Below are 13,560 nucleotides of genomic sequence, written 5' to 3' on the forward strand. Positions count from 1 at the left end.
CTGTTACCGGTCGAACTCGATGGCGACGGGCATGTTCTTCAGACCGCCGACGAAGTTGGTCTGAATGAAGCGCGTGTCATCGGTCGGGGTAATGGACTTCACGTGTGGCAGTAGCTCTTCGAGCATGACGCGCAGTTCCAGCTTGGCCAGATGCTGCCCGATGCACATGTGCGGGCCGTAGCCGAACGCGATGTGCTTGTTGGGGCGGCGAGTGAGATCGAAGCGGTCCGGCTCCGGATTGGCGTCGGCGTCGCGGTTGCCGGACTGGTACAGCAGCATGAACCGATCGCCGGCGTGAATCTCGCGCCCGCGCAGGGTGTAATCCTGAGTGGCCATGCGCATGAAGTGTTTCACCGGCGACGCCCAGCGCAGCGACTCGTTCACCAGGTGCGGGACGAGTGAGAGATCGTTGCGGACGAGTTCCAGTTGCTCGGGGTGACGGCCCAGTTCGAGCATGCCGCCGGCCAGGGTGCTGGAGGTGGTGTCGTGCCCGGCGGTTGCGATGGCGATGAACCAGCCGTAGGCGACCTCACTCTTGTAGAACTCGCCACTTCCATCGCGGGCCATCGCGATCACGGTGGCGAGATCCTCGCGTTGGTTGGCGCGCCGATCCTGCAGCAGCGCTTCGAAATAGGCGAAGAAGTCCTGGATGGTCGCGACCCACTGGCGGGCTGCGGCATCGGGAGTGAGTGGTTCGACATCGTCTCGCGCGGCGTCCGGATCGGCGGTGCCGAAGAACTCCTGGGTCAGCGACATCATCTTCGGTTCGTCGGATTCCGGAACACCGAACAGGCTCATGATCACGTGCAGCGGATATTGCAGCGCGAAGTCTTTGACGAAATCGATCCGTCCGTCGGTCTCGAGCAGGCGTGCCACTGCGTTCTTGGCCAGCTCCCGGATCACCGACTCCCACTGGGCCAAGTTCTGCGGCCGGAACCAGTCCAGCGCAATGTCTTTGATCTCGGTGTGCTCCGGGGGATCGAGATAGGTCAGGGTTTCCAGAATCCGGAGACTGCCGTTGTTGATGCTCTTGGTGAATTCGTCCCCGGCCCGATTGGCCAGGATCGGGTTGACCGACCCTTTGTCCTCACCGCCGGCGCTCGTGAAGATCTCGGGCTGCCGCTCGATCTCCATGATGTCGGCATGCTTGCTGACCAGCCACAGTGGGTCGTACCCCTCGACGACCGCGCGGCCCAGCGGATTGTTCTCACGCAACCAGCGGTACGCGTCGAACAGCGCGTCGTTGTCACGGTGGCCTTCGGGAAGCACGATCTGCCGGGCGATGGTGTCCGGGATCAACTCGGTGGCCTGCTCCGTGGTGCTCATTTGCTCTCCTCGTTCGATCGGGAAGTGGTTCCCAGCGTGTCAGCGCGGCGGGTGAGGCACATCACACCGATGTCGGAAGCGTGTCGGCAGAAAGGGGGAAGTGTGGCGTAGGAATCACCCCGATGGCCGGTGGTATTCGGCCGTCGTGGGGATGTCGGGTGATCTAGGTGATTCGCAGACTGGATTCGCTGTATTTCAGCGCTTCATCTGTCGGAGGAGGACCTCATGCCCACCGTTGTCTATCGATTGCCCGACGGCTCGGCCAGTTCGGTCGATGTCCCGGCAGGGCAGACCGTGATGGACGGCTCCGTGCGCAACAACTTGCCGGGAATCGTCGCCGAGTGCGGTGGTAGTTGCTCGTGCGCTACCTGCCACGTATACGTCGAAGGCGAATCCGCCGAGGCGTTCGACGAGGCGTCGGCGGAGGAACAGGATCTGCTCGAATTCCTCGACGGGGCGAGGCCGTGCTCCCGGTTGTCCTGTCAGTTGGTGCTGCGCGCGGATATGGAGACGATCACCGTGACGGTGGCGGAGTCGAACGGTCTGTGAGAGCGGCGTGGCGGGCGATCAACTCGCTTCGGTTCGTCGCCCCCAGCTTTCGCAGAATCCGCTTGACGTGAGATTTCACTGTATCGATAGTGATGACTAGTTCGGTGGCGACGGCGGTATTGGATGCGCCCTGGAGTACCAGGCGCAGCACCTCGCTCTCGCGCTCGGTCAGGGGTTCCATCCATGAAGGGGTTGGTGGAGGAGGTTCCGCTTCGCTCCGTGCGGCGGGGATGTCGTTCTGGTGTTCGCGGGCGATTCCACTCGATCGCAACAACTCGAGTTGTCTCGCCCGGCGGGCGGACAAGCCCAGTCGACGCAGGCAGCTTCCGAGTACCTCCAGCAGCAGAGCAGCTGAATCATGCTGTCCGGCTGTGAGTTTCCCACCGATATGCACGAGAACCACCGGAATTCCATCCACCGAAACTGATATGACCGTACAGCCCTCGGGGAACAAAGCCCTCAACTCGGACGCGGGCTGATAGCCGAACGAACTGTTTCCTGAAACGACCGCATGCGATTCAGCGGATTCCGGCTGCAAGCGATAGCTCGCCGGAATTGCGTTCGCGCCGCCGGATTCGTAGCTGGCGACGGGTCGTGCTCGATCGGATTCGATACTGGAGGCGAGAACGAGCCTCGCGGTGCAGATTTCGGCTAGCGCCGCACAGGTGCGGCGCAGTAGTTCGGCACTGGAGGTGGCCGTCACGAGGCCGGTGACCGCACGGTGCAGTCGGCCGGCGGCGCGTCGATGCGCGTCGATTTCCCTGTCTCGTAGCTGTTGTTCGTGTTCGAGGAGCTCGGCGAGCCGACGACCGAGCTCGGCCGCCCGGGAGCCGGATGCGGTGCGTATTGCGGCGATCAGATCCTCGGCCGTCGGGTGATTACACTGATCGTCCGGCGGCGAACTCATGCCGAAAGACTCGGCTGCATCCGGTGGCCGGCATACTGCGCGGCGGCTTCGGCTCTGGTGGCGACGCCGATCTTCTTGAAGATCCGCTGCACGTGTGATTTCACGGTGCCATCGGAAATGCACAACCGCCGTGATATCGCCGCGTTGGTGGCGCCGGTGGCGATCAGCGCCAAGACCTCCCGTTCGCGTCCTGTCAGCGAACTGAGATATTCCTCTGTGCGCGAAGGGTATTCGCGGTGATACGTCTCGCCCGGGGAATCTCCCAGGCCGTCCAAGGTGACGACGGTGCTTTCCAGTTCGCGCAATGCGCGGTTGAGTTTGTCCAGCTCGGCGGCGGTGTGCCGGTTCTTCTCGGCAATCGCTGTCCGCAACCGCGATGATTCCATCGACAGCGCGCATGCCTGCGCCAGACTGGTGATGAGGTGGAAGTCGGCGTCGTTCAGATCATTGTCGTGGCGGTCGACGTGAACGATCGCGACCGCGCGTTCCGCCACGACGATGGGCACCGCGAGATACCCGGCGGGCCGGCTGAGATCCAACAGCGGGCGATAGGTGTGGCGGTTGACCTCGGAAGGTCCGACCGCATATGAACGGCGTCGTCGAACGAGCTCGGCCTCCCGCGGCGCTTCGCGCAAGGGGATCGTCCTGCCGTCGACCGCGGCGACCAGGGGTGCGAAGCCGGCACCGAGCTCGGGGTTCACCGCGACCGTCACCGGCGCCCAGCACGATCCGGAGACCACCGAATACATGGCTTTCCCATAGCCGAGCGCGGTGCACAGCTCGCGGGTCAGCACATGGGACAAAGCGGCTTCGGGTGCCTTGTCGATTTCGCGCACAACCCGCGCCAAGCCGCCGAACTGTTTGCTGTGCACGCGCATGCGACGCGCGATATCCGCCCGGATCGCCTGGTCGACGGTGGTCAAAATCGTTGCGACCTCCAGCGTGATCTCCTGCGAGGGAAGTCCGGTGCGCAACGCGTTGCTGGCGTAGTCGCGTACCAAGGAGAGGCTCGGGTTGAACTCCTGGAGTCGGAGTAGTTCCGGCTCGGGGCCGATCACCTGCAGTAACCGCGCGAACGCTCGTTCTGCGACGTTGGCATCGTCGGCGGGGCGAATCGGCATCGTTGCTGATTGCACAACCACTGTCCACTCCTCGCGCAAACAGTCACCGACGCGCGGCGGTGGATCGTCGGCGACGACGTCGTGTGACTCAACACACACCATATCAGTTATATGGTATGTCCAAAACCGGCCGGTCCGCTGCGCGTTCGCAGACCCGCCCGGCGCTCGATTCCGTACCAACGTCGCATACATTGACCCGTCCGTTAAATTGGTCGTACCGTAGAACCATTGTAAGGCCGACTCTGGAGGTAAACGACGTGGCTGGTGTGTGGTTCGACGAGTTGTCGGTCGGACAGAGATTCGAACATCCGATCCGCCGTACGGTCACCGAGACCGACAACGTCCTCTTCACCGCGATGACGCACAATCCGGCGCTCCTGCATCTCGACGAGGAGTACATGAAGGGCACGCAGTTCGGGCAGCGCATCGTGAACAGTGCCTTCACGCTGGGCCTGATGGTGGGCATCTCTGTCGGTGACACGACGTTGGGAACGGCGGTGGCGAACCTCGGCTGGGACGAGGTCCGCTTTCCCAAGCCGCTGTTCCATGGCGACACCATCCACGTTGTGTCCGAAGTTCTGGAGTTACGCGATTCCAAGTCGCGGCCGGACCAGGGAATCGTGGTCTTCCTGCATCAGGCGTTCAATCAGCACGACGAACTGGTGGCCTCGTGCAAGCGGTCCGGCCTGCAACGCAGGAGGCCGCAGTGACCGCCCCGATCCGCTCGTTTCTGTTCGTGCCCGGCGACAGTGAGAAGAAGATCGCCAAGATCGTCGGATCATCGGCGGACGCGGTGATCCTGGATCTCGAAGATGCCGTCAGCGTTGGGCGGAAACCTCTTGCTAGACAATTGGTGTCGGAATTCATCGGTGCGAATCCCGACACCGGGCGAGGTCCGCAACTGTGGGTGCGTATCAATCCGATCGCGTCCGGAGAAGCCGTCTCGGATCTCGTGGCGGTGGTCGGTTCGCGACCGGCCGGCATCATGATTCCGAAGATCGACGGCCCGGACGATGTCATGCGCGTGCACCACTATCTCGAAGCTCTGGAGACGGCACGCGGTCTGGCCCTGGGAGGGATTCGAGTGCTCCCGGTGGCGACGGAAACGCCCATCGCGCCGTTCCGCCTGGGTGACTTCGCCACCGCCGGGATTGCTCGCTTGTACGGAATGACCTGGGGTGCCGAAGATCTGAGCGCGGCCCTCGGTGCTTCGACCAATCTTGGGCCCGACGGCACCTGGGCCACCACCTACCGAATGGTCCGGTCGCTGATGCTGATGAGTGCCCGGGCCGCGGGCGTCGAGGCGGTCGAGACTTTGTACGTGGATATCCGCGACGACGACGGCTTGGCGGAATCCTCTCGTCGTGCCCGCGCCGAGGGATTCAGCGGGCGGATCGCCATTCATCCTGCCCAGGTCGACACGATCAACGCCGCGTTCACGCCCTCGCCCGAGGAGGTGGAATTTGCGCAGCGGGTCGTGGCGGCGTTTTCCGCCGGCGTGGGAACGGTCGCCCTCGACGGGAAAATGCTCGATCTGCCGCACCTGAAGCAGGCCGAGCGTGTCCTCGCCCTCTCGGGTCGCGCTCGAGCCGAATGACGCGCGAGCGTGCTTCATCGGCCCGGAGCGGGGGCATTCCGGCGGTTGTTCTCGGCGGTCGTGGGTGATCGCGCGACACCGTCGTGCCGGCCGGCTCGGCAACGAGGGTGCTCCTGCGTGCATTGAGACCGGCATCACCTACTTGGAAACACGCCACCCGGTCTCTATTCGAGAGATCTTCTTACTCTGCCGCCGACGACACCGGTCTTGTTCCTCGTCCGAGTGCCTGTTCCTCGACTGTTTCCGGGGCGGTGCAGGCAGCTGTTTCGGGAGCGGGGGAAGCATCGAAAGGGTTGCAAGTTTCGGTCTAACCATTCTAATCTTTGGACGTAGCGTGTGACGCACTGATAGAGGATGGGCACTATGAGCAGCGAGCGAAATCTCGGCAGATACACCCGGGCGCAGATCGAGGAGTTCTATGCAACCGGGCAGTGGGCCGACGTCAACTTCACCGAACTGCTGCGTTCGCAAGCAGAGGCGGAGCCGCACAAGGTGTTCGTGACCGATGGCACCTACGCTCTGACGTTCGCAGAGCTCTACGACACGGCCGAACGACTTGCCCTGGGCCTGCACCGGCGCGGGCTCCGCGCCGGTGACCGGGTTGCTGTGCAGCTGCCCAACTGGGCCGCTTTCGTGGTGGTCGCGGCGGCTCTGGCGCGGATCGGTGTGGTAATGGTGCCGATCATGCCGATCTATCGGAAAGACGAAGTGTCTCATGTGGTTTCGGACGCTTCGATCCGGATGGCGATCGCGCCGTTCGAATTCAAGGGCTTCGACTACCTGTCGATGTTCGAGCGGATCCGCCGGGACAGCGACACTCTCGAGGCGATCGTTGCGGTGCGCGCTCCAGAGGATGCGAGGGAATCACTGGCCGAGCGGCGGATCGAGGTATTCGAGGACCTCATCATCGACGATGTCGACTCGGGGCGGATCGCGGCCGAGCTCGATATCCGGGCCCATCCCGATGATCCGTACGTCATCGTCTACACGTCCGGAACGACGTCGCGCCCGAAGGGGTGTGTACACACGTTCAACACCTATGCCTCGGGAGCCCGCGCGTTGACCGTGGCTCTCGGGCACACTGCGGCCGACGTCCAGTTCGGTCCGTCGCCGATCACTCACACCACCGGTCTGGTGACCAGCGTGCTGATTCCATTGATCGCCGGTGCGTCGACACACCTGATGGCGGAATGGAATCCGGTGCGCGGGCTGGAAGAGATTCAGCGGTTCGGCTGCACCGCCGCCGTCACGGCGACGACTTTCCTGCAGACCCTGGTCGCGGCGGCCGAGGAGCATCCCGAGGCCGACTTGTCCTCGCTGCGGGTGTGGGTCTGTGCCGGTGCGCCGATTCCGGCAGCGGTCGTGGAGCACGCCAAGGATCAATTGCCCACGACCACCGTGCTGTCGTTGTACGGGCGTAGCGAGAATCTGTCGACGACCACATGCCGCATCAACGGAGATCCGCTGCGCGCCATCACCTCAGATGGCGCCGCGCTGCCGGGAGCCGAGGTGAAGATCGTCGGGCCCGAGGGCACGGAGTTGCCCCGAGGTGCCGAGGGTGACATCGCCTACCGTGGGCCGTCGCACATGATCGAGTATCTGAATCGACCCGAGGAAACCGCCGAACTGTTCACCCCGGAAGGGTTCTCGCGTTCGGGTGATCTCGGCGTGATGGACGACACCGGATACGTGCGGGTCACCGGCCGCACCAAGGACATCGTCATCCGGGGTGGTATGAACATCAGTGTTCGCGAGGTCGAGGACAAGCTGGCCGATCATCCGGATCTGGTCGCACTCGCCGTCGTGGGGATGCCCGATCCGAAACTCGGAGAGAAGGTGTGCTGCTACGTGGTGGCAAAAGAAGGACATAACGCGCCGACGGTGGACGAACTGCGCACATACCTCACCGACCGCGGTGTCGCCGTCCAGAAGACTCCCGAACGCGTCATCGCGATCGATGAACTGCCGATGACCGCGACCGGAAAGATCCAGAAACACCTGCTGCGCATGCGGATCGCCGCGGAACTCAACCAACCCACCGCCGCAGGCGCCCGTTGAGCGCGGCACCCGCGCCCATCCCGGAGTTCGTGATCAGCGGGGCCGAAGCCCTGCTGCGGGTCGCTACCATCGGGCTGTCACCGGAACGGGCGGAATTGAGTGTCGAAACGGGTCCGTGGTTGCGGGATCCGGTGGCCGGCTTCTGCCGGGCCGCGCTGGCAGTCCCACTCGACGATGTCACCGGCTACATCGTGGCGGCGGGCTCACCGCGGGGCCGATGGCCGGTCAGTCTCGGCATCCGCCTCGACCTGCTTGCCGATCCGCCGGTCGACGGATCACGGTTGGCCGTCACCGGCGAGTTGATCGCCCGAGACGATCAGGGTGGCACCACTCGCGGCCTGGTAACCGATGCGGCCGGTACCGCCCTCGCCTTGATCACCCAACGATCGCATCTCGTGCCGATGGACGAACCACCTACCGCCCCCGCGGTGCCCTTCAGCGTCCCGGCGAATACCACCACGATCCGCGAAGCCCTGGGCATCCGCGCTGCCGGGCGCGGTGTCGTCGAGGTGCCGCCGAGCCCTCTGGCCGCCAACGGTATGGGCAATGTGCACGGCGGAATCCTCATCTGCGCATCGGAACTGGCCGCCATGTCGGCGCTCGGCGCGGCGGGGGACTACCGCAGCACGAGTATCGATATCGTCTTCGTCCGGCCGGGCAACGCCGACGATGTGACGACCTTCTGCGCCGACGTCGTTCACACGGGCAGGTCGCTCGCTGTGGTGCGGGTAACGGCCTCGAACTCGGTGGACAAGGCATGCGCCGTCGCGACCGTGACCGTACAGCGGGTGCGGTCGTGAAAGCGATCGTCATGTCGGAATTCGGTGGGCCGGATGTACTGCGGTATCGCGAGATCGACGAGCCGGTGACCCGGACCGGCTGGGTGACAGTCGAATTGCGCGCGAGTGCGTTGAACTGGCATGACGTGCTGGTGCGTCGTGGCCGATACGGGTCGCGGCTACCGCACACGCCCGGGGCAGACGGTGCGGGCGTACGCGCCGACACCGGCGAAGAAGTGGTGATTCTGCCGTCGCTGTTCTGGGGCGATCGCATCGACGCGCCATCGCCGAGTTTCGAGATCCTGGGTGACCGAACCCCGGGAACCTATGCGCAGCGCTTGGCCGTCCCCGAAGAATGCCTGGCGCCTAAGCCCGCCGCGTATTCGTGGGAAGAAGCGGCGGCGCTACCACTGGTCGGTGTCACCTCCTATCGTGCGCTCGTCACCCGTGCCGGACTCGGGGCGGGCGAATCGCTGCTCATCATCGGCGCGGGCGGCGGTGTATCGACCATGGCGTTGTCGTTGGCGACCGCTCTCGGAGCCCGGACCTTCGTCACCGCATCGTCCGAGGAGAAGCTGGCGCGGGCACGCGACAGCGGCGCCTGCGGAGGAGTGCTGCACGAGCAGGACGACTGGCCGGCGCACGTGAAAGCACTCTCCCCGGACGGCAACGGATTCGACGTGATCCTGGATCCGGTGGGGTTGTGGGACCGTTCCGTTCAGGCTTTGCGACCCGGCGGACGCATTGTCGTGCTGGGCGCCAATGTCGCCGAACAGGCCACCATGGACGTTCGGGGCTTCTTCTTCGGCCAGTACAGCTTGCTCGGCACCACGATGGGCGGGCCGAGTGATTTTCGCGGGTTGCTCCATCTTGTGTCCACGGGCTCCGTCGCTGCGCCGACCATCGCGGGTGTCTACCCGCTCGGCGATGCCGCCGAGGCGCATCGCCGGCTCGAGGCGGGCGGCGAATTCGGCAAGATCGTTCTTGCCCCTTAGAGCGGCGCACCTATCGCTCGCTCGAGCGGGTGGCGACAGAGACGGCCTGACGACGCAGCCGCGGTCGTTCTGTCATCACCCGCTTCCTTCGGCATTCCTCGGTTCACCCGAAACCTCAGTGCAGCAAGGAAATTCGCACCTGTGCGGCGCCGCTGATCACCACTCGATCGCCAGATTTCGCATGCACGGACAACGTCGCGACAGCCGTTGCCGGATCCACCGGTTCGAGATCCACCGATTCGACCTGCCCGCCGAGTTCGAGCATCTCCCCGATGCGCAGTGGCGAGGCGAAACGGACGGAGTACGAGACCAGATGTTCGACGTGCACCAGGTCGGCGACCCAGGCCGCGAGCATGCCGGCCTGCATCTGACCCATCGCGATGACACCGGGCAGTCCGGCGCGTACGGCGTAATCGGCGTCATGGTGCAGCGGATTGAAATCTCCACCCGCACCGGCGAACCGGACGATATCGGTCTGAGTGATCGGTCCGATCCGCCGCGGCTCGAGCTCTTGTCCGGCTGTCAGTGTGACAGGGGTGCGGGCCATCATGAGCCTCTCTCGATCAGTACTTCGCGCTGCGTGACGACGGTGTCGCCGGCATCGTCGACCCAGTGGGTTTCAAGCGTGACCAGGCGCATCACGCCGCCGCGTTTGCCTGCCTTGGTGGTATCGCCGGCGACCCGTCGCGTGCCGGTGAGGCGGTCGCCCACGACCGGCGGCCGGGAGTAGCGCCACTCCACCGAGCCGACCACCACTCGCTCGATGGCCAGTCCGAGCGCATGCACGAACTGCTGCTGGTTTCGATGATGGCCGGCGACAACCACATGGGTCGGAGTCGCGGGAATGCTCGCGAATCCCGCATCCGCGGCGGCCTGTCCGTCGGTATGTACCGCGTCGGCTGCGTGTGTGGCGGTGGCGAACTCTCGCACCTTACCCGCTTCCACCTCGAACGATACGACGTCGAGGACCGCGCCGACCGATAACTGCCGAGCCGAGGGGCTCGTCATGGGTACCTCCCTGGATTTTATGGTCTGACCTATTGTAACGTTGGTCCGTAAACACGTGGAGGTGCAGATGGATCTGAGCGATTCGCCGGAGGAAGCGCGATTCCGTGCGCGCATTCGTGACTGGCTGAGCGAGACCCTGCCGACGTTGCCGTGGCCTGAACCGGCACGGCTCGAGGACAAACGCGGTTTCTGGTCGGTGTGGCAGCGGAAACTGTTCGAGGCCGGCTTCGCCGGTCTGTCGTGGCCCGCGGAATTCGGTGGTGCCGGCGCCGACGCGAAGACCAAGGCGATCTTCAACGAGGAGATGGATCGCGCGGGTGCGCCGGAGCGGCTGAACATCATCGGCGAGGACTTCGCGGGACCCACGATCGTCGCCTTCGGCAACGCCGCGCAGAAGCAGCGCTATCTGCAGCCGATTCTGGAGGGCACAGAGATCTGGTGCCAGCTGTTCTCCGAACCGGAATCCGGGTCGGATCTGGCGTCGCTGCGGACCAAAGCGACCAAGGTCGAGGGCGGCTGGAAAATCCAGGGACAGAAGATCTGGACCTCCCGCGCGCAGATCGCCGACAACGCGATCCTCTTGGCGCGCACCGGCGGCGGAGACCGCCACAAAGGCATCACCTACTTCCTGCTGCCGATGTCGTCGGCGGGAGTGACCGTGCGCCCGCTCGCGCACATGCTGGGTGAGGCGGAATTCAACGAAGTGTTCCTCGACGACGTCTTCGTGCCCGACGACGCGGTGGTGGGCGAGGTCGACGACGGCTGGAAGGTCGCGATGGGGACACTGGCGTTCGAACGCGTCGGCATCGCGACGGGGCGGGTGAACACCACCAGGGCGGTCGCCGATCTCATCGAGCAGGTCGAGCGCAAGACCGACGACGAGGGCAACCCGCTCAGCCGCAAGTCCGAGATCCGGCAGCGCATCGCCGATCTCTACGGCCGCGCCCTGACCCACTATCTGATCGGGCAACGAGTGATCACCGGTGCGGCATCAGGGCAGCCACCCGGCCCGGTCACCTCGATCGGCAAGCTGTACTTCTGTCCGCTGGTCGAGGACATCGCCGATTTCGGCCTCGAATTGACCGAGTTCGGTGGGCAGTTCGGACTCGCCGAGAACGCGGCCGATGCCGATCAGCAGCGCTGGCTGCGGCTCGCCTACCAGGCACGCGGAACCGCCATCGCGGGCGGATCGACCTTCATCCAACGCAACATCGCTGCCGAGCGCGTGCTCGGAATGCCCCGCACCTGAGAAAGGCGGCGTGATGAGCACCTACGTGTGGAATCCGACTCCCGAATACGTCGACAACGCGAACGTCATGCGGTTGGCGCGGACGCACGGCATCGACTCGATCGATGAACTTCGCCGGCGGTCGACCGCGGATGTGTCCTGGTACTGGGATGCGGCCGTCACCGATCTGGGCATCCCGTTCGCGACACCGTACGAATCCGTGCTCGACCTCTCGGCGGGCGTCGAGTTCCCGGAGTGGTTCGTCGGCGCCACGTTCAACGCGGTCGACGCCTGCCTCACCCGCTGGCTGGAAACGGCTGCCGATCGTGCGGCGATCGTGCACGAGGCGGAGGACGGCTCGGTCCACACCCTCACCTACGGCGAACTCGCCGAGCAGGTCGGGCGGGCCGCCGCAGGACTGGCCGAACTCGGAGTGGGTGAGGGCGACGCGGTGGCCATCTACCTGCCGATGATCCCCGAGGCGGTGATCGCCTGCTACGCCGCGGTCGGCATCGGGGCGGTTCTCGTACCGTTGTTCTCCGGCTTCGCCGCTCCCGCCATTGCGTCCCGGCTCAACGACGCGCAGGTCAAGGCCGTCGTCGTCGCCGACGGGACGATTCGGCGCGGGCGCGCGGTCGGCATGGCGGACGAGCTGGCCAAGGCGCTGGCCCTGACACCCTCGGTCCGCGCGGTTGTCGCTGTCGAAAATATCGGTGAGCCGGTCGATTTCGCCGGCCTAGATGTCACCGTGACGGCGTGGGGATCCCTGGTCGACGAGGCCGTCGAACCCTACACTTTCCACCCCTTCCCGGCCATGCAGACATTGATGCTTGGTTATACCTCCGGCACAACCGGAAAACCCAAGGGAGCGGTCCACACCCACGCCGGATTCACGGTCAAGGTCGCGACGGAGGTCGCGTACTCCTTCGATATCAACGAGGGGGACACCTTCTGCTGGATCACCGATATGGGCTGGGTCATGGGTCCGCTGTCGGCGTTCGGTACCCACGCCAACGGCGCCACTCTGTTGCTCTACGAGGGTTCTCCCGATGTTCCCGATACCTGTCGACTGTGGGATCTGGTGCAGCGGCACGAGATCACCATGCTCGGCGTCTCCCCGACACTCATTCGCGCGCTTAAGTCGACACCGCTGGCCGATATCGCTGCGCGGGACCTGAGTTCGGTGCGTGTGCTCGGATCGACCGGTGAGCCGTGGGATCCCGATTCCTACGACTGGCTCGCGGAGCAGGTCTTCGGTGGCCGCGTTCCAGTGATCAACTTCTCCGGCGGTACCGAGGTCGGCGGCTCGTTCCTTGCGCCCTACCCCGTGGAGCCGATTCCGAGCTGCTCACTGGGCGGACCGTCGCTCGGCATGGATGTCGACGTGGTCGACGACGCCGGAAAGCCATTGCGCGGCAGTATCGGTGAACTCGTCTGCCGCCAGCCCTGGCCGGCCATGACCCGAGGGGTCTGGCGAGACCGGGAGCGCTACCTCGAGTCCTACTGGTCCACCTTCCCCGGAATCTGGTGCCACGGTGACTACGCCCGCGTCGACGAAAACGGGCAGTGGTACATCCTGGGCCGGTCCGACGATGTCATGAACGTCGCGGGCAAACGCCTGGCACCCGCCGAGGTCGAATCCGTACTGACCACACATCCGGCGGTCGCAGAGGCCGCCGCCGTCGGGATTCCGGATCCGAAGAAGGGCGAAAGCGTCTGGGCCTTCTGGGTCCCGCGACCGGGAGCCGAGATCGAAGGCGTCTCCGAAGAGTTGCGCCGGCTGGTAGCGGCCGGTGTCGGAAAGCCGTTCGCCCCGGCGAAGGTGTGGGTCGTCGACGCCCTGCCGAAAACGCGGTCCGCCAAGATTCTGCGGCGCGCGGTGCGCGCGGCGGCCATCGATGCCGATCCGGGGGATCTGTCGGGCGCGGAGAACCCCGAGGCCGTGGCCGCCATCCGCGATGTCGTGCATGGCCCGAGTACGAGCTGAGGAGA

The 13,560-nt window shown here is 64.9% G+C and carries 13 protein-coding genes; 8 read left to right on the plus strand and 5 right to left on the minus strand.

All coding sequences use genetic code 11. From position 1 onward, the window contains the following. Positions 1–3: 3 nt before the first annotated feature. Positions 4–1,326 carry a cytochrome P450 gene (locus NE2_RS16465; RefSeq protein ID WP_063027105.1) on the minus strand — a complete coding sequence of 441 codons (1,323 nt, stop codon included), beginning with the start codon at positions 1,324–1,326 and terminating at the stop codon, positions 4–6. A gap of 225 nt (positions 1,327–1,551) precedes the next feature. Between NE2_RS16465 and NE2_RS16470 the strand changes: the two genes are divergently transcribed. Then, positions 1,552–1,875: a 2Fe-2S iron-sulfur cluster-binding protein gene (locus NE2_RS16470; protein ID WP_063027107.1), complete on the plus strand. Its 324-nt coding sequence runs from the start codon at positions 1,552–1,554 to the stop codon at positions 1,873–1,875. Here NE2_RS16470 and NE2_RS16475 read toward each other — a convergent pair. Together NE2_RS16475 and NE2_RS16480 are read right to left on the minus strand one after the other, a co-directional pair. Next, positions 1,841–2,782, minus strand: a complete 942-nt coding sequence (locus NE2_RS16475) for a helix-turn-helix transcriptional regulator (RefSeq protein ID WP_063027109.1) — start codon at positions 2,780–2,782, stop codon at positions 1,841–1,843. The genes NE2_RS16470 and NE2_RS16475 overlap by 35 nt on opposite strands. Beyond that, positions 2,779–3,924 (minus strand): helix-turn-helix transcriptional regulator, encoded by a 1,146-nt coding sequence (locus tag NE2_RS16480; protein ID WP_233429801.1) that lies wholly within the window; start codon positions 3,922–3,924, stop codon positions 2,779–2,781. The genes NE2_RS16475 and NE2_RS16480 overlap by 4 nt, the downstream gene beginning before the upstream one ends. A 236-nt stretch (positions 3,925–4,160) precedes the next feature. On the opposite strand from NE2_RS16480, the gene NE2_RS16485 reads away from it, so the two are divergent. The 5 genes from NE2_RS16485 (at position 4,161) to NE2_RS16505 (ending at position 9,332) form a co-directional block, all read left to right on the plus strand. Then, positions 4,161–4,613 carry a MaoC family dehydratase gene (locus tag NE2_RS16485; RefSeq protein WP_063027111.1) on the plus strand — a complete coding sequence of 151 codons (453 nt, stop codon included), beginning with the start codon at positions 4,161–4,163 and terminating at the stop codon, positions 4,611–4,613. Then, complete coding sequence (locus tag NE2_RS16490; RefSeq protein WP_063027113.1) at positions 4,610–5,500, plus strand: HpcH/HpaI aldolase/citrate lyase family protein; 891 nt, start codon at positions 4,610–4,612, stop codon at positions 5,498–5,500. Before NE2_RS16485 ends, NE2_RS16490 begins: the two co-directional genes overlap by 4 nt. A gap of 363 nt (positions 5,501–5,863) precedes the next feature. Next, positions 5,864–7,558: an AMP-binding protein gene (locus NE2_RS16495; RefSeq protein WP_063027115.1), complete on the plus strand. Its 1,695-nt coding sequence runs from the start codon at positions 5,864–5,866 to the stop codon at positions 7,556–7,558. Next, positions 7,555–8,358 (plus strand): PaaI family thioesterase, encoded by an 804-nt coding sequence (locus NE2_RS16500; protein ID WP_063027117.1) that lies wholly within the window; start codon positions 7,555–7,557, stop codon positions 8,356–8,358. Before NE2_RS16495 ends, NE2_RS16500 begins: the two co-directional genes overlap by 4 nt. Then, the gene (locus NE2_RS16505; protein WP_063027260.1) at positions 8,355–9,332 is read left to right on the plus strand and encodes a quinone oxidoreductase family protein; all 978 of its coding nucleotides are present in this window, start codon (positions 8,355–8,357) and stop codon (positions 9,330–9,332) included. The genes NE2_RS16500 and NE2_RS16505 overlap by 4 nt, the downstream gene beginning before the upstream one ends. A 115-nt stretch (positions 9,333–9,447) precedes the next feature. Here NE2_RS16505 and NE2_RS16510 read toward each other — a convergent pair whose 3' ends face one another. Next, entirely contained in the window at positions 9,448–9,879 is a 432-nt protein-coding gene (locus tag NE2_RS16510; protein WP_063027119.1) for a MaoC/PaaZ C-terminal domain-containing protein, read from the minus strand. Continuing rightward, positions 9,879–10,340, minus strand: coding sequence for an FAS1-like dehydratase domain-containing protein (locus tag NE2_RS16515; RefSeq protein ID WP_063027121.1), 462 nt, complete (start codon positions 10,338–10,340; stop codon positions 9,879–9,881). Before NE2_RS16515 ends, NE2_RS16510 begins: the two co-directional genes overlap by 1 nt. Before the next feature lie 67 nt (positions 10,341–10,407). Here NE2_RS16515 and NE2_RS16520 point away from each other — a divergent pair, with 67 nt between their 5' ends. Both NE2_RS16520 and NE2_RS16525 read left to right on the plus strand, forming a co-directional pair. Next, positions 10,408–11,589, plus strand: a complete 1,182-nt coding sequence (locus NE2_RS16520) for an acyl-CoA dehydrogenase family protein (protein ID WP_063027262.1) — start codon at positions 10,408–10,410, stop codon at positions 11,587–11,589. Between the two features lie 13 nt (positions 11,590–11,602). Then, the gene (locus NE2_RS16525) at positions 11,603–13,555 is read left to right on the plus strand and encodes an AMP-binding protein (protein WP_063027123.1); all 1,953 of its coding nucleotides are present in this window, start codon (positions 11,603–11,605) and stop codon (positions 13,553–13,555) included. Positions 13,556–13,560 lie beyond the last annotated feature (5 nt).

This window comes from Nocardia elegans NBRC 108235 (assembly GCF_001612845.1).
Taxonomy (GTDB): domain Bacteria; phylum Actinomycetota; class Actinomycetes; order Mycobacteriales; family Mycobacteriaceae; genus Nocardia; species Nocardia nova.